Origin of the sequence: Chryseobacterium sp. C39-AII1, assembly GCF_039672645.1 — a bacterium.
In the GTDB taxonomy this organism is placed as follows: domain Bacteria; phylum Bacteroidota; class Bacteroidia; order Flavobacteriales; family Weeksellaceae; genus Chryseobacterium.
The window spans coordinates 80,153-102,342 of record NZ_JBDFPQ010000005.1 but is presented as its reverse complement, the minus strand read 5'-3'; the positions used below and the strand labels follow the sequence as shown (position 1 = coordinate 102,342).

General features: G+C 34.9%; 20 protein-coding genes. 14 read left to right on the top strand and 6 right to left on the bottom strand.

Features of this window, described 5'->3' with window-relative positions; translation table 11 throughout:
- Window positions 1-90: 90 nt before the first annotated feature.
- From argC to ABEG63_RS10150, 3 genes are read right to left on the bottom strand one after another with little or no spacing between them, the layout of a single operon-like run.
- Window positions 91-1,080, bottom strand: a complete 990-nt coding sequence (gene argC / locus ABEG63_RS10160) for an N-acetyl-gamma-glutamyl-phosphate reductase (RefSeq protein WP_346584488.1) — start codon at window positions 1,078-1,080, stop codon at window positions 91-93.
- Between the two features lie 45 nt (window positions 1,081-1,125).
- Entirely contained in the window at window positions 1,126-2,319 is a 1,194-nt protein-coding gene (argG, locus tag ABEG63_RS10155) for an argininosuccinate synthase (protein WP_346584486.1), read from the bottom strand.
- Window positions 2,291-2,890, bottom strand: a complete 600-nt coding sequence (locus tag ABEG63_RS10150) for a GNAT family N-acetyltransferase (protein WP_346584484.1) — start codon at window positions 2,888-2,890, stop codon at window positions 2,291-2,293. The genes argG and ABEG63_RS10150 overlap by 29 nt, the downstream gene beginning before the upstream one ends.
- Before the next feature lie 160 nt (window positions 2,891-3,050).
- Here ABEG63_RS10150 and ABEG63_RS10145 point away from each other — a divergent pair, with 160 nt between their 5' ends.
- The 13 genes from ABEG63_RS10145 (at window position 3,051) to nhaA (ending at window position 19,186) form a co-directional block, all read left to right on the top strand.
- Window positions 3,051-3,467, top strand: coding sequence for a hypothetical protein (locus ABEG63_RS10145; RefSeq protein WP_346584483.1), 417 nt, complete (start codon window positions 3,051-3,053; stop codon window positions 3,465-3,467).
- Between the two features lie 179 nt (window positions 3,468-3,646).
- Window positions 3,647-5,026, top strand: a complete 1,380-nt coding sequence (locus ABEG63_RS10140; RefSeq protein WP_346584481.1) for a porin — start codon at window positions 3,647-3,649, stop codon at window positions 5,024-5,026.
- Between the two features lie 223 nt (window positions 5,027-5,249).
- Window positions 5,250-6,830, top strand: coding sequence for an MFS transporter (locus ABEG63_RS10135; RefSeq protein WP_346584479.1), 1,581 nt, complete (start codon window positions 5,250-5,252; stop codon window positions 6,828-6,830).
- 43 nt (window positions 6,831-6,873) lie between these two features.
- On the top strand, window positions 6,874-7,101 hold the full coding sequence (locus tag ABEG63_RS10130) for a DUF6814 family protein (RefSeq protein WP_100375138.1): 228 nt from the start codon (window positions 6,874-6,876) through the stop codon (window positions 7,099-7,101).
- 74 nt (window positions 7,102-7,175) lie between these two features.
- Window positions 7,176-7,370: a hypothetical protein gene (locus ABEG63_RS10125; RefSeq protein ID WP_346584476.1), complete on the top strand. Its 195-nt coding sequence runs from the start codon at window positions 7,176-7,178 to the stop codon at window positions 7,368-7,370.
- Window positions 7,363-10,080: an ATP-binding protein gene (locus ABEG63_RS10120; protein WP_346584766.1), complete on the top strand. Its 2,718-nt coding sequence runs from the start codon at window positions 7,363-7,365 to the stop codon at window positions 10,078-10,080. Before ABEG63_RS10125 ends, ABEG63_RS10120 begins: the two co-directional genes overlap by 8 nt.
- Before the next feature lie 73 nt (window positions 10,081-10,153).
- The gene (gene tnpA / locus ABEG63_RS10115) at window positions 10,154-10,591 is read left to right on the top strand and encodes an IS200/IS605 family transposase (protein WP_346584474.1); all 438 of its coding nucleotides are present in this window, start codon (window positions 10,154-10,156) and stop codon (window positions 10,589-10,591) included.
- Between the two features lie 158 nt (window positions 10,592-10,749).
- Complete coding sequence (locus ABEG63_RS10110; RefSeq protein ID WP_346584472.1) at window positions 10,750-11,112, top strand: response regulator; 363 nt, start codon at window positions 10,750-10,752, stop codon at window positions 11,110-11,112.
- Window positions 11,113-11,239: 127 nt separating this feature from the next.
- Complete coding sequence (locus ABEG63_RS10105) at window positions 11,240-13,126, top strand: AMP-binding protein (protein ID WP_346584470.1); 1,887 nt, start codon at window positions 11,240-11,242, stop codon at window positions 13,124-13,126.
- A 59-nt stretch (window positions 13,127-13,185) separates the two neighbouring features.
- Window positions 13,186-15,096 carry an acetate--CoA ligase gene (acs, locus tag ABEG63_RS10100; protein WP_346584468.1) on the top strand — a complete coding sequence of 637 codons (1,911 nt, stop codon included), beginning with the start codon at window positions 13,186-13,188 and terminating at the stop codon, window positions 15,094-15,096.
- A gap of 217 nt (window positions 15,097-15,313) precedes the next feature.
- Window positions 15,314-15,679 (top strand): hypothetical protein, encoded by a 366-nt coding sequence (locus tag ABEG63_RS10095; protein WP_346584467.1) that lies wholly within the window; start codon window positions 15,314-15,316, stop codon window positions 15,677-15,679.
- Between the two features lie 112 nt (window positions 15,680-15,791).
- Window positions 15,792-18,002, top strand: a complete 2,211-nt coding sequence (locus ABEG63_RS10090) for a RelA/SpoT family protein (protein ID WP_267405355.1) — start codon at window positions 15,792-15,794, stop codon at window positions 18,000-18,002.
- A gap of 8 nt (window positions 18,003-18,010) precedes the next feature.
- Window positions 18,011-19,186, top strand: coding sequence for a Na+/H+ antiporter NhaA (nhaA, locus tag ABEG63_RS10085; RefSeq protein ID WP_346584465.1), 1,176 nt, complete (start codon window positions 18,011-18,013; stop codon window positions 19,184-19,186).
- On the opposite strand, the gene ABEG63_RS10080 is transcribed toward nhaA, so the two are convergent.
- From ABEG63_RS10080 to ABEG63_RS10070, 3 genes are read right to left on the bottom strand one after another with little or no spacing between them, the layout of a single operon-like run.
- Window positions 19,183-19,557, bottom strand: a complete 375-nt coding sequence (locus tag ABEG63_RS10080; RefSeq protein ID WP_267405357.1) for a hypothetical protein — start codon at window positions 19,555-19,557, stop codon at window positions 19,183-19,185. The two genes, nhaA and ABEG63_RS10080, sit on opposite strands and share 4 nt — an antisense overlap.
- Window positions 19,558-19,580: 23 nt before the next feature.
- A complete protein-coding gene (locus tag ABEG63_RS10075) occupies window positions 19,581-20,543 on the bottom strand; it encodes a YihY/virulence factor BrkB family protein (protein WP_346584463.1) in 963 nt (320 codons plus the stop codon).
- Between the two features lie 10 nt (window positions 20,544-20,553).
- Complete coding sequence (locus tag ABEG63_RS10070; protein ID WP_346584461.1) at window positions 20,554-21,591, bottom strand: DUF4421 family protein; 1,038 nt, start codon at window positions 21,589-21,591, stop codon at window positions 20,554-20,556.
- Window positions 21,592-21,716: 125 nt separating this feature from the next.
- On the opposite strand from ABEG63_RS10070, the gene ABEG63_RS10065 reads away from it, so the two are divergent.
- A complete protein-coding gene (locus ABEG63_RS10065) occupies window positions 21,717-22,190 on the top strand; it encodes a 23S rRNA (pseudouridine(1915)-N(3))-methyltransferase RlmH (RefSeq protein ID WP_312389058.1) in 474 nt (157 codons plus the stop codon).

The window sequence follows — 22,190 nt, the reverse complement described above, 5'->3', positions numbered from 1 at the left end:
TCACAAAACTATTTTTCTTAACGCTACATTTTCCTGAGTCGGTTTTAATTGAGCTTTAAAAATTCACAATTGATATATTGACAATTGACATTAAAAAGCAACAGGCTTCAAGTTCAATCCTGAATTTTCTTCCCAACCCATTGCAATATTCATATTTTGAACTGCTTGCCCAGAAGCTCCTTTCAACAAATTGTCAATCGCTGAGTGAATGACTGCAACATTTCCACTCTTTTCTATATGAATCACACAGCGATTCGTGTTGACAACCTGCTTCATATCAATTGCTTTGTCGCTTACCTTTACAAAAGACTTATTTGCATAAAAATCCTTAAACAATTGCTCAATATCTGAAAGTTCTAAATCTGTTTTCACCGTGGAACTTGTAAAAATTCCTCTCGCAAAATCTCCTCTCCATGGAACAAAATTCAGACTTATTTCATTATTATTAAAAGAAATTAACTGCTGTAAAATCTCATCAACATGTTGATGTGTCAAAGTTTTATAAGCTGAAATATTATCATTCCTCCAGGTAAAATGTGTCGTCGCCTGTAAAGACTGTCCAGCACCTGTTGATCCCGTAATTCCCGTTGTATATACTTCATTCAACAAACCTTTTTGAGCCAAAGGAAGCAAAGCCAGCTGAATCGCCGTTGCAAAACATCCCGGATTGGCAATGCTTTTCGCTCCGGAAAGTTGTTTTTTGTTGATTTCAGGTAGTCCGTAGATAAAATTTCTGTTTCCGAAATTACCGTCTAAGCGAAAATCATTTCCTAAATCGATAACTAATGTTTCATCTTTTACAACATTTTGAGCAAGCCAATTCTGACTTTCTTTGTGAGGAAGACATAAAAATAAAATATCTACTTCTTCAGGCTGATCGGTTAAAACCATCTCACAAACTGTCGCTAAATCCGGGTACAAATCTGAAATTTTTGCACCCGAATTCGAACGACTATATAAAAAACTCAAAGACACATGAGGATGATAAGCCAGCAGACGAACCAGTTCGCTTCCCGTGTAACCGTTGGCTCCGATGATTCCTGCTGTTTTGTTAATTTCAATCATTTTTATTTTTACCATAGGTTTTACCTACGGCTATTATTGTTGAACCCTTCGGGTTCTGGGTTAAAATCCAGAATTAATCTGATGGTATATATTTAAAGAATTGCTTACAATTTTTGTGTAACCTTTCACATCTTCACCCGTCCAAGCTCTGTTTGCTTCTCCATAACTTCCGAATTTATCGGACATTAAATCATGTTGAGACTCAATTCCATTCAAAATAAATCGATAAGGATGAAGGGTTACAAAAACTTTTCCACTGACTGTTTTTTGAGAATCAACCAAAAAAGACTCGATATTTCTCATGACAGGATCCAAGAAAAGTGCTTCGTGAAGCCAGTTTCCGTACCAGTCTGATAATTGAGACTTCATCATCTGCTGATATTTGGAAAGTGTATGTTTTTCCAACAAATGATGCGCTTTGATAATTACTGAAGCCGCTGCCGCCTCGAAACCCACTCTTCCTTTGATTCCAACAATTGTATCTCCAACGTGAATATCACGACCAATTCCGTAAGCCGAAGCCAACTCTTCAATTTTTTGAATGGCATATACCGAATGTTCAAAATTTTCACCATTTACCGCTACAACTTCACCATTTTTAAACTCAATTTCCAATTCTGCAGGCTGAGTTTCTTTAATTTGAGAAGGAAAAGCTTCTTCGGGAAGGTAATTTCTTGATGTCAAAGTTTCTTTTCCACCAACTGAAGTTCCCCAAAGTCCTTTATTTACAGAATATTGTGCTTTATGGAATTCCATTTCGTAACCGTGAATTTTCAAAAACTCGATTTCTTCTTCACGAGATAAAGCCATATCACGAATCGGCGTAATGATTTCTACATTCGGACACATTACTTGGAAGATCAAATCAAAGCGAACCTGATCGTTTCCAGCTCCTGTACTTCCGTGAGCAATGGCATCAGCTCCAACTTCAATCGCAAATTTTGCAATTTCCTGCGCCTGAATCGTACGTTCTGCGCTCACAGACAAAGGATAAGTGTTGTTTTTCAACACATTACCAAAAATCAAATATTTCACGCAAGAATTATAATAATCTTCCTGAGCATCTACGCACCTGTACTCTTTTACCCCAAGATTTAAGGCTTTTTTCTCCAGTTCTTTTTCCTCTTCTTTTGAAAAACCTCCGGTATTTACAGTAACTGCATACACATCATACCCTAGTGTTTCACTAAGATATTTAGCACAGTAAGAGGTATCTAAACCTCCGCTAAACGCTAAGATGACTTTCTTGTTCATTGCTATATTTAATTTCCTGCTGCGTATGGGCAGCTCCATTTTTTGTTATATTCTCAGGAACGAAAAGCATGGCCGTACAAAGGCAGTTTTTTCGTTCTTTTTTCATTAAAATATCATAATTCACACAGCTTTTACAGCCATTCCAGAATTCATCATCCTGAGTTAGTTCAGAATAAATCACTGGTTTGTAGCCCAAATCGCTGTTGATTTTCATCACGGCAAGCCCCGTTGTTAATCCAAAAACTTTCGCATTCGGATATTTATCTCTAGATAATTGGAAAACTTTATTCTTGATTAAAGTCGCAGCACCCCTTTCCCTAAATTTCGGTGAAACAATCAATCCGGAGTTAGCCACAAACTGACCATGCGACCAAGTTTCTATATAGCAGAAACCTACCCACTCCCCATTTTCAGTAGCTACCACAGCATTGCCATCTGAAATCTTCTTACTTAAATATTCTATGGAACGCTTTGCAATACCCGTCCCTCTTCGCTGTGCAGAATCGTACATTTCCTGCTGTATTTCACTCACATACATCAGATGTATGGATGAGGAAATTTCTATTTCCATTTATTTATCTAAATTTTTTGGCAAATTTAAAACATAATAACTTTAAAAACCAAATAAAAAAGATAATATTTTTGTTTAAAATAAATATACAGGTAAAATTATCTTTAAACTAAATTAACATTTTGCTAAATTATTATATATTTGCTAAAAAGATATAGGTATGGAAAATCAATGTCCCAAATGCAATGGCAGCAAAGTTGTAAAAAGCGGAATCATTAATGAAAAACAACGTTTCCTGTGCAAAGACTGCAACTATTATTTCACTGTAAAAAAACTGGGAAAGCAAATCGATGATTACTACGTAACAAAGGCTTTACAGCTATATCTTGAAGGTTTAAGCTTCCGTGAAATAGAAAGAATTATTGGCGTTTCCCACGTTACGATTAGTTCATGGATTAAGAAATACAATATTACAAGACCACCCCATTCAGAATTCCATCCGGTGTATAAAATTTTAAAACAAAATGAACTCGTTGAATACATGAGCAAAGAAGAGAATCTTAAAAATTCAGGTTTAATTATTACGCAATTTGCCGATAAATATATGCTAATCAAATGGGAAAGATTTAAAAAGTAATATTACAAAATAATTGTAAATAAATGAATTATGAATTTTAACCACAACCACAATACGACAAACCTTAAACTAAAAGAAGATTATATATATTGTTACCACTAATATATATTAAATTTTAATAACTAAATTATTAATTACAATTTGGCTTTCATAAAAAAAACGCCAAAAATTGATAATTTATGAAGAAATTACTCACTTTTATTGGATTGGCTTTAATCAGCAATTCTTTATATGCTCAAGGTTCTCCTGATTATGGTAGCGGATTAAAAATTAATCTCAACCAAGAAGGCGATAAATATGTCAGATTTATTTTATGGGATCAGTTTTGGTTAAGAAACACCCAAATGAACCCCGGAAGTATGGTTGGCGGAGAAGCTACTGATAATTCCTGGAGCCTAGGAAACCGCAGATTACGCTTATTAGCCTACGCCCAAATCACCAAAAGATATATGATTTTGGGGCATTTTGGAATTAATAATCAAACCTTTATCAACGGCGGCGCACCTGGAACCACCGGAACAGGAGGAAACGGAAACGGCAAAAAACCTCAGCTTTTTTTCCATGATGCCTGGAATGAATATGCCGTAATCATGCCCGGAGAAGCGGGTAAATTCAGTTTAACTTTAGGAGGTGGATTACACTACTACATGGGACTTTCCCGTATGACGATGGCTTCTACCTTAAATTTCCTGACAGTTGACTCCCCTATTTTCTCCTGGCCTTTAATTGACAATTCAGATCAGTTTGCAAGACAATTAGGAATGTTTGCGAAAGGGAAATATGGAAAGCTTGAATATCGTTTTAGCTTAAACAAACCCTTTGCAACTGATTTAACGCCAGCAAACGTGACCGATCCATCGAAAGCCGTGGCAGTTGACAACAACGGAAATCCGAATTTTTCCAAAGCTGGTTATGTTGAATATCAATTTTTGGATGAAGAATCTAATCTACTGCCTTTCAAAGTGGGTTCTTATTTGGGAACAAAAAAGGTTTTCAATGTAGGTGCAGGTTTTTACCATCAAAAAGACGGCACACGAACTTCTGTGAATTCAAACATTGAAAAACACGACATTACCCTCGTTGCCGTCGATGCTTTTGCAGATATTCCTTTAGGAAATGCTAAAAATAAAATGGCGTTTTCGGCCTATGCAAGCTATTACAACTATCAATTTGGTCCCAATTACATCAGAAATTTAGGAATCATGAATATCGCTTCTGCGGATCCAAATTTTATTGGCGATAAAGCGATTGCAGGACCGGGAAATCTACAACCCACGATTGGAACAGGTAATATTATCTACGCACAGGCTGGTTTGCTTTTGCCAAGTCAGGCAGAAAAGCCGAAAATCAGAATCCAGCCTTTTGCAGCTTATACACATAAGAGTTTTGAGGCTTTTGATAAATCGTCATCACAGTTTGATGTCGGCGCCAACTGGTTTATTGACGGTCATCACGCGAAAATTACAACGCAATATTCTACAAGACCAACTTACACAAGTCCGACGGAAAGCCCAAAATCTAAAGGAGAATTTATTGTACAATTCCATATTTACTTATAAAACCGATAGATTTTAAACATTAAGATCATTTAAGTGGTTAAGATTAATTAAGGAAACACCAACGATGTTTTTTAAGCCTAATACTTATCATTTGATATAGTCAAATTTCTTAATTCTCTTTTTTTTAAGCAAAAATCACTTAACTTCTTAATGTTCAAAATAATTAAAAATAAATTATCAAAAAAACTCAATATCAATTTAAACTAACATTAAATCCAACAATATGAGCGAAAATCATCACGATGCCTACGAAAATATGACCGACAAGCAGAAAAACCGCACGATTTGGAGCGTTATCACTGCCTCATCACTCGGCACATTGATAGAATGGTACGACTTCTATATTTTCGGAAGTTTAGCCATCGTTTTAGCAACGAAATTTTTCCCAGCAGATAACCCAACTGCAGCATTTTTATCTACACTTGCTACTTTTGCCGCAGGCTTTGTTGTAAGACCTTTCGGAGCGTTGTTCTTCGGAAGATTAGGTGATATTATCGGAAGAAAATACACTTTCTTGGTGACTTTATTAATCATGGGATTCTCAACATTCCTTATCGGCTGTATTCCAAGCTATGAAACCATTGGATTTATGGCGCCTGTTTTAGTCTTAATTTTAAGATTATTACAAGGACTGGCTTTGGGAGGTGAATACGGAGGTGCCGCGACTTACGTTGCCGAATATGCACAACCGCACCGACGAGGTTACTGGACTTCATGGATTCAAACAACAGCAACGGCAGGGCTTTTCATTTCATTAATTGTGATTTTAATTACAAAAAACACCCTTTCTGCAGAAGAATTTGACGGTTGGGGATGGAGAGTTCCATTTTGGATTTCTATTTTAATGGTCGGTGTTTCTTATGTGATCAGAAAAAACATGAAAGAATCTCCTCTTTTCGCAAAGGCTAAAAGCGAAGGAAAAACATCAAAAAATCCTTTAAAAGAAAGTTTCGGAAATAAATTCAATTTCAAATTTGTCTTACTGGCGTTATTCGGAGCCGCGATGGGACAAGGAGTAATCTGGTATACAGGACAGTTCTATGCCATGAGCTTCCTTCAAAAGGTAATGAATGTAGAATCTGCACAGGTGGATTCATTAATGGCAACGGCTTTACTTTTAGGAACACCATTCTTCGTGTTTTTCGGATGGCTATCTGATAAAATCGGACGAAAAGCCATCATGATGACCGGAATGCTGGTTGCTATTTTAGCTTACAGACCTATTTATGACGCAATGTTTAAAAGTGTGAATATTGAAACAAAAACACTAGTCGCCAACGGAATTACAGAAAAAAGAACTGCCAAAATCCATAAAGATATTGCAACCGACAGCTTGGTGACTTTTCATAAAGAAACCCTTTTCACAGACGGAACTTTAATTAAAAAAGACAGCGTTGTGCATTGGTCGCCAAACGGAGCCGTTATAAAAGACGGAAAAGCAGAAGAAGCAAAAGTTTCACAAACCGTGAAATTAGCAGACAATACAAAATGGTATTTGGTATTTTTAGTATTCATTCAGGTGATTTTTGTGACGATGGTTTATGGCCCGATTGCAGCATTTTTAGTAGAAATGTTCCCTGTGAGAATCCGTTACACCTCAATGTCTCTGCCTTATCACATTGGAAACGGGGTATTTGGGGGATTGCTTCCCGCAGTTGCAACGTATTTGGTAACGACAGGAAAAGAAGCAGGTCATGCAACTTGGTATTTAGAAGGACTTTGGTACCCGATAGGAGTGGCCGCCGTATGTTTATTGATCGGATTATTTTATCTTAAAAATAAGAACAATAATATTCACGATTAAGCACTGAATCACTCAAATTTTTATTAATTTTAAATCAACTAAAATGAACGGACTAAAAAAAATATTAGGCATACTCTGGATAGCCATCGCGCTGGTGGTGGGATATTTCGGAATTACGGTTTTGGGAATTCCAAAAATCACATCAGGAAAACAAGAAGACTTGGTTTTCGGAATCATTATTCTATTTGTTTTAATGCCAATCATCTCAGGTGGAATGGCTATTTTCGGCTACTATTCGCTGACAGGAGAATATTCTGACGATAAAGTTTAATTTATAACCGATGAATGATAATTGATGAATGATCTCGCATCTGTTCATCAATTATCTTTTATCAATTATCATTTATGAAAAAGAGACACGAACAAAAGCTAATCATTCTAAGCCTTGGACTTCTGATCGCATTCAGTATTCCTCTATCATTGTTATTCAACAGTGACAGGGAAGTTTTTGGTTATCCGATGATGCTGATTTACATTTTCGCTGTCTGGATGGTTTCCATCATTATTTCTTTTGTAATCGTAAAAAAATATGATGAGTAGTTTCGCGTTATTTACCGTGGTTTTGTTTTATCTGGCGCTTTTGTTCTTAGTCGCTCATTTGGCGGAGAAGAAAAAAAGCAAGATTTGGATCAACAACCCTTATATCTACGCGCTTTCTCTGGCGGTGTACTGCACTGCATGGACGTATTACGGAAGCATAGGAGTTGCAGCAACAAGCGGACTCAATTATCTTCCGATTTACATTGGTCCCATCATGGTAATTCCTGCATGGATTTACATTAATACCCGAATTGTACGAATCTCAAGAGTGAATAAAATCAGTAGTTTGGCAGATTTTATTTCGTTGAGATACGGTAACAGCAGAAGTTTCAGCGCGATTATTACGATCGTTTGTCTTTTAGCAATTGTCCCTTACATCGGTTTACAAATCAAGGCTATTTCTGAAACTTTTCATTTGGTAACAGAAACTCCGATGTCAAATGATATTTTGACGGATAACGCAACTTTCGTTGTAGTTTTAATTGCTTTATTTTCATCTTATTATGGAACAAAATACGTTGATGCTTCGGAAAAACGTTTGGGAATTATTTCTGCGATCGCTTTAGAAAGCTTTCTTAAGCTTTTCTTTATCATCATTTTAGGATTATTTGTTATCTATTTTGTTTTTGATGGGTTTTCCGATATTTATCAAAAAGCCAGTCAATTTGATGACTTTAAAGAAAAAAACACTTTCAACGGCGTTGAAGGTGCGATGAACTGGATGGTTTTGTGCATGATTTCCGGAACGGCAATCTGTATACTTCCGAGACAGTTTCACACGGCTATCGTCGAAAACAGACAGGAAAAACATATTAAAACAGCGATCTGGTTCTTCCCACTTTACTTATTGATTTTCACAGTATTTATCTTTCCAATTGCGTGGGGTGGAAGACTGATCTTTGATGGACAAAAAGTAAATCCGGAGTTCTACTCTATTTTGATTCCGCAACATTTTGGTAATACCTTAATTACCGTTTTGGTATTTCTCGGAGGATTAAGTTCTTGCATTTCTATGATTATCATTTCGGCAATTACTTTATCCATCATGCTTTCTAATAATTTAATTATTCCTTATGGTTTATTAGGAAAATTAAAATCTGAGAATGAAGCACAAAATACAAAACTCATTACCAACATTAGAAAGTTCAGCATTTTTGCTCTGATAATCATGGCCTTTGCGTTTTACAAGTATTTTATTTTAAAAACTTCGCTGGATTCGGTTGGTTTGATTTCATTTGTTGTGATTGCACAATTAGCACCTGCTTTTTTCGGCGCTATTTTTTGGAGAAGAGGAAGTTACAAAGGCGCCGTGATCGGATTGTTGGCAGGCTTGATAATCTGTTATTTTGGACTCATCATTCCTCAGTATTATTTCTCTTACAACCAAGAATTAAAAGGTATTTTGAGAGAAATGTACGACGCTTTTGATTTCTTTAAAATATCTTTTTTAGGTAGAATTCCGCAGATTTTCTTTTGGTCAATTTTAGTGAATACTGGTTTGTTTGCCATTCTTTCCGTGAGCAGCAAGGGTAATTATCGCGAAAGAAATTTTGCTGAATTGTATGTTGATATCGATAAATATATCCAAAACCACGAAAACGCTTTCATTTGGCGCGGAACTGCCTATGTTTCAGATATTAAAAATATTCTGGAACGATTTTTAGGCAAAAATAAAACCGAACAGGCATTAAGAATTTTCAATTTGAAATATAATATTGATTCTCAAACGGAAACTGCAGATTCAAGATTTATTAAATTCTCGGAAAACCTTTTAGCAGGAAGAATTGGGACTGCTTCTGCGAAAATTTTAATCGAAGGCGTAACCAAAGAAGATAAAATATCTTTAAAGGAAGTTTTAAACATTTTAGAAGAATCTAAAGAAAATATTACACTTAATAAAAAACTGACTGAACAATCGGAAGAACTTCAAAAATTATCCGATGATTTACGAAAAGCCAATGAAAGTTTAATCATTAAAGACCATCAGAAAGACGATTTCCTTGATTCTGTTGCCCATGAATTGAGAACTCCGATTACCGCAATTCGTTCGGCAGGAGAAATTTTAGCAGATGACGACGATATTCCATTAGATATCAAAAGAGAATTTTTAAATAATATCATCTCCGAATCCGACCGATTAAGTGAAATTATTAATGATATTCTTTATTTAGACAAACTTCAACATGGCGAAATTGTTTTGAATATTCAGGAAAATAATATTATTGAAACGTATAAAAAAGCATTAAATCCGCTTCTGCATTTGATTCAGCAGAAAAATATTCATTTAAGTGAAGTCAATCTTTTAAATCAATTTTTGTTTGAATATGACGAAGCACGAATGATTCAATTATTTCAGAATATTTTAGGAAATGCTTTAAAATTTACAGATGAACAGGGAACAATTCAGGCTAAATTATCTGAAAGAGAAAATCATTTAATCATTAAAATTTTTAACACCGGAAAACATATTCCCGAAGAAGATTTAGAAATGATTTTTGATAAGTTTTATCAGTCAAAAAATCAAAATATTTTAAAACCAACAGGAAGCGGACTCGGATTGGCAATTTCAAAGAAAATTGTACAAGCTCAAGGCGGAACGATAAAGGCAGAAAATAGCGGTTTGGGCGTGACTTTTACGGTTACTTTACCTAGAGGAAATGGAATTCAGGACAGAGAACCCGAAGGGTTCAATAACAATAGCCGTAGGTGAAACCTATGGAAACGGATAAATAAAACACAATCCAGAACCCGACAGGGTTCAATAATAAAAACACAAATGAAAAATGGGAACATATCGACAAATATTTTATCATATCGTTTTCGGAACAAAACACCGAGAACCAACAATTAATGAAAATAATGAATCAGAGCTATACAAGTATATTTGGGGTATTTTAAAGAATAAAAAATGTAAATTATATAGAATTAATGGAATACCCGATCACATTCATATTTTTTGTGACCTGCATCCAAATATAAATCTCAGTAATTTGGTAAAAGATATAAAGGTTGCAACCAATTTATGGATGAAAGAATCGACATTGTTTCCTGAATTTACTGGATGGCAAGAAGGATACGGAGCATTTACCTGCTCAATGAGAGATAAAGAAAGAATTATAAATTATATAAAAAATCAAAAGGAACATCATAAAACGGAAACTTTTGAAGATGAATTTAAAAAGCTTTTAGCAGAACATGAAATCGAACAGGAATTAAATTAATAAAATTCAATCCTTGCGGGTTGGTTTAATGCGAATTATGATACGTGTTCCATATTCATTCCATAGGTTTCACCTACGGCTACTGTTATTGAACCCTTCGGGTTCTCTATTAAAAAAAATATAAAAACAATGCAGTTGAATCATAAAGAAAATACACAATGAAAAAAATAATTATTGCGGATGACGAACATAAAATATTAATGTCGTTAGAATACAGTTTCAAGAAAAACGGCTACGATGTTTTCATTGCCAGAGATGGAACTGAGGTTTTGGAATTTTTAAAAACCATGATTCCGGACGTGATTCTATTGGATATCATGATGCCGAATCTTGACGGTTACAGCACATTAGAAATCATTAACCAAGATGAAAAATTAAAAGATACAAAAGTCATTTTTCTGAGTGCAAAAAACAACCCGAGAGATATTGAAAAAGGCTTAGAAATGGGAGCTGATGCGTATGTTACAAAACCTTATTCTATTAAGAAATTAATGCAGCAAATTGAGGAAATGTTTTTATAGACTTTGAGATAATAGAGAAAAGGCAATAGACTTTTACGCACCGTCATTGTGAACGAAGTGAAACAATCTCGAAAAAGATTGCTTCTTCGCTTCGCTCCTCGTAATGACACAAAACACAAAAATCAATATGAATACAGACGATTTATTTAAACAAAGCATAGAAAACAAAGAGAATTTCTGGAAGGAACAGGCTCAGAAAATTGACTGGTTTGAATTTCCTACTACAATTCTCTCAAAAGACGAAAAAAATTACACCCAATGGTTTTCCAATGGAAAGCTGAACATGTGTTATTTATGTATCGACAAACATATTGAAGACGGTTTTGGAGAACAGATTGCGATTGTTTACGACTCTCCGGTTACGAATCAGAAGAAAACTTATACTTTCAATCAGGCGAAGGAAGAGATTTCAAAATTGGCGGGAGGTTTAGCATCCTTAGGTTTGAAAAAAGGTGATACGGCCGTTATTTATATGCCGATGATTCCGCAGACATTGTTTGCGATGTTAGCTTGTGCGAGAATTGGAGTGATTCACAATGTGGTTTTTGGAGGTTTTGCCCCTAATGAATTGGTCGTGAGAATCGACGATTGTAAACCAAAAGCATTAATTACAGCAACTGCAGGAATCGAAATTACTAAGAGAATTCCATACTTACCTTTGGTTGAAAAAGCGATTGAATTAGCACAGGATAAAGTTGAAAATATTATCGTTTTCAACAGAAAATTGGCTGATAATCAACATGAAATGTTTGATAAGTTGATTGATTATGAAGAATTAGTCCAAAAATCAGTACCGGCAGATTGCGTTTCCGTTGAATCCACTCACCCACTCTATTTATTATATACTTCAGGAACAACAGGAAAACCGAAAGGAATTACTCGTGACACAGGAGGTTACGCAACAGCCTTGAAATTTTCCATGAAATATATTTACGGCGTTGAGCAAGGAGAAACGTATTGGGCGGCTTCCGATTTTGGTTGGGCAGTTGGTCATAGTTTCTCGGTTTACGGACCATTAATCAACAGAAATACAACGATTATTTTCGAAGGAAAACCCATTATGACACCCGATGCAGGAACGTTTTGGAGAATTATTTCAGAATATAAAGTTTCGATAATGTTTACTGCTCCGACTGCTATTCGTGCGATCAAAAAAGAAGATCCGAATGGAGAATTGGTCAAAAAATATGATTTAAGCCATTTCAAAAAGCAGTTTTTGGCTGGTGAAAGATGCGATGTTGCGACGTTGGACTGGTTTGCAAAACACATCGGAGTTCCTGCAATCGACCATTGGTGGCAGACAGAATCTGGTTGGCCGATGTTGGGTTTAATGACTTTTGACGAAAATTATAAAATTAAAAGAGCTTCTGCCGGAAAGCCAATTCCGGGTTATGATATTAAAATTTTCGATGAAAATGGATATGAATTAGATGCGCATCAGGAAGGCTATTTAATTATCAAACTTCCGCTTCCTCCAGGAGCTTTGCTGGGAATTTGGAATGATAATGATCGTTTTCAAGACAGTTATTTGTCGCAGTACAATGGTTATTATTTTTCAGGAGACGGCGCGATAAAAGATGAGGACAGATATATTTTTATTACAGGAAGGGTTGATGATGTTATTAATGTTGCAGGACACCGACTTTCGACTTCGGAAATGGAGGAAATTGTTTCGTCGCATCCCGATGTTGCAGAATGTGCCGTTGTCGGAATTGATGATGAGCTTAAAGGTCAAATTCCTTTTGCATCGGTTGTTTTAAAAAATGGTTCAACAATTTCAGAAGAAGACGTTGAAAAAGATATTGTAAAAACAGTTCGTGAAAAAATCGGAGCAGTTGCCTGTCTTAAAAATGTAATGATTGTGAAACGTTTACCAAAAACACGATCAGGAAAAATTTTAAGAAAATTGATAAGAACTTTATTAGACGGGAAAGAATTTCAGATTCCATCGACAATTGATGATGAAAAAATCATTGAAGAAATTCAACAAAAAATCGTGGAATATAGGGCTTAAACAAGAAATTAAGTATAAATTTAAATAACAAAAATTCAAATTTCAAAAACGAAAGGGATATGAGAAATTACCAAATAGAAGATTTACCACATTATTTTGAGGAGTATAAAAAGTCTATCAAAAATCCTAAAAAATTCTGGGATAAGATTGCTGATCAGAACTTTGTGTGGTATCAAAGATGGAGCAAGGTCGTGAAATATGATATGAATGAGGCGAAAATCACTTGGTTTAAAAATGCAAAATTAAATATCACTAAAAACTGCTTAGACAGACACCTTTCCGTAAGAGGCGATAAAACGGCAATCATTTGGGAACCAAACGATCCGAAAGAAGAAGCACAGCATATTTCTTATAACGAATTATACACAAGAGTTAATAAAACAGCCAATGTTTTGAAAGACATGGGCATCGAAAAAGGCGACAGAGTTTGCATTTATCTTCCGATGATTCCCGAATTGGCAGTTACGATGTTGGCTTGTGCGAAATTAGGGGCGGTTCACTCTGTTATTTTTGCAGGATTTTCTGCTTCTGCCGTTTCTTCAAGAGTAAACGACTGCGGGGCAAAAATGGTGATTACATCCGATGGAAGTTACCGTGGAAGCAAAGTTTTAGATTTAAAAAGCATCGTCGATGAAGCGCTTGAAAAAACACCTTCTGTTGAAAAAGTTTTGGTGGTAAAAAGAACCAAAAACGAGGTGAAAATGAAAGAAGGCAGAGATCATTGGATGGCTGATTTGTATGAAAAAGCATCTTCCGATTTCGTGACTATTATTATGGATGCAGAAGATCCTTTGTTCATTTTGTACACTTCCGGTTCTACTGGAAAACCGAAAGGAATGCTCCACACTTCCGCCGGTTATATGGTTTACACGGCTTACACTTTCAAAAATGTATTCAATTATAAAGAGAACGATATTTATTGGTGTACTGCCGATATTGGCTGGATTACAGGGCATTCTTACATTTTGTATGGACCACTTTTAAATGGAGCAACAACTGTTATTTTTGAAGGCGTTCCAACTTATCCTGAACCGGATAGATTCTGGGAAGTTATTGAAAAGCATAAAGTTACCCAATTCTACACCGCACCAACTGCAATTCGTTCATTGGCTAAAGAAAGTACGGAATGGGTTGATAAACATGATTTAAGTTCATTAAAAGTGATCGGTTCAGTAGGTGAACCTATCAATGATGAAGCTTGGCATTGGTTTAACGATCATGTTGGAAAGAAAAAATGCCCGATTGTTGATACTTGGTGGCAAACTGAAACGGGAGGAATTATGATTTCACCGCTTCCATTTGTTACGCCGACAAAACCAACCTATGCTACTCTACCGCTGCCGGGAATTCAACCTGTCTTGATGGATGACAAGCGCAACGAAATTTCAGGAAATCAGGTGACGGGAAATCTTTGCATCCGTTTTCCGTGGCCGGGAATTGCGAGAACAATTTGGGGCGATCATCAACGTTATAAAGAAACGTATTTTTCAGCTTTTCCAGGGAAATATTTCACAGGTGACGGTGCTTTGAGAGACGAAGTTGGTTATTACAGAATTACAGGTCGTGTGGATGATGTTGTTATTGTTTCCGGACATAATTTAGGAACCGCTCCGATTGAAGACAGCATCAACGAACACCCTGCTGTAGCGGAATCTGCTATTGTTGGATTCCCTCACGATATTAAAGGAAGTGCTTTGTACGGATTTGTTATTTTAAAAGATTCCGGAGCCGACAGAAAGCAGGAAAACCTGGTAAAAGAGATCAATCAGCTGATTTCAGACCAGATCGGACCGATTGCAAAACTGGACAAAATTCAATTTGTTTCCGGACTTCCGAAAACACGTTCAGGAAAAATCATGCGTAGAATTTTAAGAAAAATTGCGGAAGGTGATTTTAATAATTTCGGAGACATTACCACATTGTTGAATCCAGAAATTGTTGAAGAAATTAAAAACGAACGAATTAACTAAGCTATATGATCTGAGAAATCAGGCAAGCGAACCTCTTTGAGGTTCGTTTTTTTATTTTTAATAATTGAATAATTAAACAATTGTTCAATAGACATTTCCATCAATTTAAACATTATGTTATAGATAAAATAATTAATATCAAATTTAACTAAATAATTATCAATTTATTTCAAATTATTTTATTATCTTTAAACTACAATTTTAAAACATATTGCTTATGTCAAATATATTAGCTGGATTATTTGAACATCACAGCGATTATAAAAAACTTGAAGCCGATTTGGAAAACGTGGGCTTCGAAAGTTCAGATTACATCGTATATCTTGATGAGAGTCATATCAACGCTCAATATCTTGCGAGCGTCTCGGTAAAAAATAATGAACAGATCGATGGAGCAAAAAATATTTTTTCACAAAATGCCGTTGTTAAAACCTTTTTATTTGAAAATATGAGCTTAGAACAGGCTCATTATCAAAAACTGAAAAGCTATATCGACGCACGATCAAAAGCAGAAATACACAACAGTCCATATGTAAGAATCAAAGCTTCCAGCAATGGAATGGATTCTGAAGTCAAATTTTAATATTATATAAAAAAGCTGATAACCGGAAATCCGTAGAGCGTTCTACGGATTTTTTGTGTTTGAAAACCGGAAAAAATTTCGTATTTTCGTTAAATATAGGCTTTCTACACAAATGAGTTACGACTTAGAACAAGAAAATAAGGAGATCCTTGCTAGATATAAGGATCTGATTTCGAACACCTACAGAACTTTGGATGAGGAAAATAATAAACTTATCCGAAAGGCATTCGATATAGCGCTGGATGCCCACAAAGACCAGAGAAGAAAAACGGGCGAACCCTACATCTACCATCCTATTGCCGTTGCAAAAATTGTAGCGACAGAAATTGGGCTGGGTGCAACTTCTATTGCCTGTGCGCTTTTGCATGACGTAATTGAAGATTCTGATTATACTTATGAAGACTTAAAAAAGATCTTCGGGGAAAAAATCGCCAATATTGTTAATGGTTTGACGAAGATTTCCATCATGAATCATCAGAATATTTCGGTACAATCTGAAAACTACAGAAAACTGTTACTTACTCTTTCTGAGGATTTTAGGGTAATTTTAATTAAAATAGCCGACCGCCTTCACAATATGCGTACGCTGGAAAGTATGGCTCCGGATAAGCAAAAGAAAATTGCTTCTGAAACGGTTTATATTTACGCTCCGCTTGCGCACCGTTTAGGTTTATATAATATTAAATCTGAACTTGAAGATCTATCTTTAAAGTATAATAATCCTGAAATTTATACGGAAATTACCGAAAAACTAGAGCTCGAAAAGGAAAGCAGAGAACGGTATATTGAAGAGTTCAAGAATGAAGTTTCGGAGAGAATCAAAGAAGAAGGATTAAATTTCACAATAAAAGGGCGCGCAAAAGCCATTTCTTCCATCTACCGAAAAATGCTAAAACAAGGTGTTTCTTTCGAGGAAGTATTTGATAACTATGCGATTAGAATCATTTATAAGTCTGATGCTAAGAATGAAAAATTCCTTGCTTGGAAGATTTATTCTATTGTAACGGATGTTTACCACAGTAATCCATCAAGAATGCGTGACTGGATCACTCAACCACGTTCTACAGGTTACGAAAGTTTACATTTAACCGTTTTGGGGCCGGATAGAAAATGGATTGAAGTGCAAATTCGTTCTGAAAGAATGGACGAAATTGCCGAAAAAGGTGTTGCTGCTCATTATAAATATAAAGAAGGTTACAAACAAAGTTCTGACGACCGAAATTTCGAAAGATGGGTTACGGAAATTCGCGAGGTTTTGGAGCAACAACAAAATCTTTCCACTTCTGAACTTTTGGATAATATTAAGTTAAATCTTTATTCAAAAGAAGTTTTTGTATTTACGCCTAAAGGAGAGATTAAAATTTTACCAACAAATGCGACGGCGCTAGATTTTGCTTTTTCCGTTCACTCCGATTTGGGAATGAAATGTTTGGGAGCAAAAATCAATGGAAAATTGGTCCCAATTTCCTATGTTCTTCAAAATGGAGATCAAATTGATATTTTATCTTCACAAAATCAGAAACCAAAATCGGATTGGCTGGAATTCGTTGTTACTTCAAAGGCTAAGTCTAAGATTAAAAGTTATTTAAACTCGCAAAAAAATCAGATCGTTGAAGAAGGAAAAGAAATCTTGCAGAGAAAACTTCGTCATGCTAAAATTGCATTTAGCGAAGATGAAGTTAATAAACTTCAAAAATTCTTTAATTTAAAAACTTCGCAGGAATTATTTTTAAAATTCCAAACTAACGAACTCGATGCGAGTAGTTTAAGAAAATATATTGAAAGTAAAAATGTATTTAACAATTTGCTTTCAAGATTCCGAAAATCTCCTTCAAAAAATAGTACGGGAGTTTTTGATGAACCAAAGCATCAGAATTTAGACATGATCATCTTCGGGAAAGATGAGGAAAAACTGAATTATACTTTTGCTAAATGCTGTAACGTGATTCCGGGGGATAAAATTTTTGGTTTCATCACAATTTCTGAAGGAATTAAAGTACATAGCGACAATTGTCCGAATGCCATTAACTTGAGAGCTCAATATGATTATCGAGTAATTCCTGCAAAATGGGTAAATGCTGAAAGCTTCAAAAACCGTGTGAAAATCGAGATTGAAGGGCTTGATAGGATGGGAATGATCAATGATATCACAACGGTCATCAGTGGCGCTATGGGAATGGATATGAAGAGTATGTCGATTGAATCTAACAATGGAGTTTTTACAGGAAATATCAATTTAGAGGTAAAAAATAAAAGCCAACTCGAGCAAACGTTTAAAAAATTAAAGGAAATCAACGGAGTTTCCAGAGTTCGACGTGTATAAAATATCTAATGAATTTATCGATTTACTTTAAAAAATTTTTCGGCAACAGTCAGTCATCAGGAATTATTCTAATTTTTTGTGTATTGATTTCGCTTTTGATTGCGAATTCGGCTGCTGCTGATGGTTTTCAAAATATTTTAGATAAAGAAATTGGAACTCACTTTTTTCATCTTAATTATTCCGTAAGCACTTGGATTAATGATGGTTTAATGGCTATTTTCTTCCTTTTGGTTGGTCTTGAGATCAAACGAGAAATGGTAGAAGGCGAACTTTCATCATTCAAAAATGCTTCATTGCCTATTCTTGCTGCCGTTGGCGGAATGCTCGTTCCTGCTGTTATTTTTACTATTTTCAATTCGGGAACTGAATATAGCAATGGCTGGGGAATTCCGATGGCTACAGATATTGCTTTTTCATTGGCTATTATTTCAATGTTGGGAAGTAAAATCCCGAATTCTATTAAAATTTTTCTTGCTGCATTGGCTATCGTAGATGATCTTGGAGCTATTTTGGTGATTGCTATTTTTTATACAGATCAAATTCATTGGATGTATCTTCTTCTTTCTTTGGGAGTTACAGTTCTTTTATTTTTATTGAATTTCTTAAAAGTTACTAAACTTATCTTTTATATCATTCCTGGATTATTTTTATGGAATTTCCTTCATCATTCAGGAATTCATGCAACAATTGCGGGTGTTTTATTGGCTTTTTCTATTCCTACCAATGTTTCTAATGTAAAAATTTCACCATTAGAAAAATTGGAACATCAACTACATTTGCCTGTAAGCTTTTTCATCATGCCAATTTTTGCTTTAGCCAATACCAATATAACTTTCAACAGTTCTATGGTTGAAGGCTTAACAAGTACGCTTGGATTGGGAATTATTTTAGGCTTGATATTAGGCAAATTAGTTGGAATCAACCTATTTTCATTTATCGCCATTAAACTAAAAATAAGCTCATTACCACAAAATAGTTCGTGGTTTCAAATGCTCGGTGTAGGATTGTTAGCAGGAATTGGCTTCACAATGTCAATTTTTATTGCACTATTATCATTTAAAGATCAAATTGAAATTCAGGACGAAGCGAAATTTGCGATTTTAATCGCTTCTTTCTTAGCCGCAATTTTAGGATATATTATTTTGAATATCAGTTCTAAAAAGCAAATTGAAATTTCAGATTAATTTTTTACGACCGTCCATTTTCCTTGTAAAGCTCCCATTTTCCAGGTTCCGGATTTGGTTTCTAAACTTCCATATAAAAGAAATCCAGATGGCGACGGGCTCATGGTAGATATTGCACCGCTCCCTCCACCTTGCATTGAGGTATAAAAAGTTTCTTCAAACTCCATAGATTTTCTTACGCCTTCAATCCCGCCTTTTTCACCTACATTTAAGACAAGCGTTCCACTTTGATCGCCTGTATAAGTTCCTACCCATTTTCCTTTGTAAGGAGTTACATAATTATCTTCTTGTCTATTGCGTTCGATCTCATCACAAGAAAATAAAAAATTTAAAGTAAGCAGAATTGTCAATATCTTAATTGTTTTCATCATGGTTTAGTTAATTTTTCATTGGATTATTTTTCAAAATCAGGCTTTAAATCTTCATTAGATTCTTCTCTTTTAATTTCATCAGACAGTAATTTTTCGATTCTCAGTTTTCTGATCGCCATATTCAATTCGTTTCCGAAAAGAAGAAGATAAACATTTACATTTACCCAAACCATCAACAAAATCATACTTCCAATTGACCCGTACAACACATTATATCTTGCAATATTCTTAACATAAATCGCAAAACCATAAGTGGTTACCACAAACAAAACGGTCGTAAGAACAGCTCCCGGAACCGCCTGTCTGAATCTCGCAATCTTTACCGTCCCAAGCCAGTAAAAAAGTGCCAAAAGTATAAAATAAAACAATGGAAAGGAAACGAACCCGATAATTTTTGAGAGATTATCTACCAGCCAGGAAATGTCATAATTCGGCGTAAAAAGCTTTAAAACAACCTCTGAATAATAAACACCAAAAAGCGCTAAAAATACAATAGTTATAAACCCGATGGTAATAAAAAAAGAAAGAATAAATTCCTTTACATCACTTAGTTTTTCTTCAGAATTTTCATTAAAACCGTTGATTAAAGAAAAAGTACCGTTGGTTGCAAAAACTAAAGCAATAATGATGGTTAAATTGCTTATTCCCTTCATATTAGGGATAATATTGTTCTGAATATACCCTCTCACTTCCGTTTCCATATTGGCCGGAAAAACATTATGAATTAAAACCTCAAAAATATAGAATTGCAACTTATCATAATGCGGCATATAAGGTAAAACTGACAATAAAAACAGCAAAAAGGGAAATAAACTTAATGTAAAACTCCACGAAATACTTCCCGCTTTTCGCCCTATTTTGCCTTTGAAAATTCCTGTAATATAGATCTGGAACATTTGCCAAAGCGATATCCCCAATACCGGAATATGAATATCATCAAAGAATTTCTGAACTTTTATGACAAAACCAGGAATTTTTATACGCATACTTTTTCAATTAAAAATTTAAAGCTTTATCTATCTTATCAAAATTTTTATTCATCAATTTCGGAGCAGTAAATCTAAAACCAATCCCAATTCTGAACAACCATTGTGTGCTGGAATAAAAATTTTCATTAGAACTATTCACCCAATTCAGCTGAGCTCCGCCACCGAAAAACCAGTTTCCGTTGTCATACCCAACCCGCGCATTGGAGTAAAATCCGATATTAAACTCGTGAAGATCATCTTCATCTATCAATTTCGAATAATAGGCTTCAGGATAGGCTTCTGCAATCACATACCAATTACCCTTTATCGTTTTTTGCACTCCACCACCCGTTCGCAAGGCAATTCTAAAGTCTTTACTTTTCGAATTATCTACATCATCGTCGTTAAAATTTGCGCCTTGATAAATAGCACGGTTGGTATCACTTAAAGTATTATATTGATAAAACAAACCTGTACTCACCACAAAAACATCTTTTAAAGGTTTGTAAGTCATATTGGTAAAACTACGATAATCAACCTTATTTCCAAACCACAAATAGCTCGTTTCACCTCTGTAAGAACGATATTTCGCATCCGGAAACTGCAAATAGCCTTCCTCATTATAATCTGATCCGTAGAGAAGTCTCATAAAATCTTTGGTATCCTGAAAGTACAATCCTTTCACTTCACTATAATAAAGAAATTGTCTGATTTTAGGTGCTACAAAAAAAGAAAATCCTAAATTAAAATATTGGGTTTTCCCTTTTTCGGCATCATCTCTGTTGATTTTGGTAAGTTTGGGTGCAAAGGAAAAAGTGACATCAATCCATCGATAGCGCAGGAAAAATTCAGTATAAAAAGCATCATTTGGCCTTAAACGAAAGACTTTATCTTCATAAAGAAGTCCGAAAGAATCATCAATATAGCTCAATCCGGCAATTAATGAAATTTTATTTTTATCATCTTCCACATATTTTTTTATTTTAACAGAATCTTCATTAACATCCTTACTGTAAGACATTAATGAAAAAACTAAAAATATGATGGAGAGTAATTTTGTTTTCATCCGATTGGTGCAGATTACAAAAGTACTGAAATTTTTAAAATTCGAACATTCTTAAAACTCTACAGATTATGAAATTCTTCAATTAATGAATACCTTTGCCGCCTAATTTATTTTAAAGCGTAAACATGCAGATCAACTTGCTTTGTATTGGTAAAACAGATGATAAAGAAATTACTTCTTTAATTAATTATTATTTAAAACGTCTTCCCAAACACTGGAATTTCGAAATTATTGAAATCCCAGATGTAAAAAATGCGAAAAATCTTACGCCCGATCTTTTAAAGAAAGAAGAAACAAAATTATTTTCAAACCATATCGATAAGAATGATCTGGTTGTTATTCTAGATGAAAAAGGAAAACAGTTTACCAGCCGCGAGTTTTCGCAAAAAATACATAACTGGATGAATTCTTCAGTGAAAAAAATTCACATCCTGATTGGTGGCGCTTACGGTTTTTCAGAGGAAATGTACAACAGAGCCAACGAAAAAATGTCATTATCTAAAATGACATTTACGCACCAGATGATCCGGTTGTTTATCGTTGAACAGTTGTATCGCGCCGACCAGATTTTACAGGGAAAACCTTATCACAACGACTAA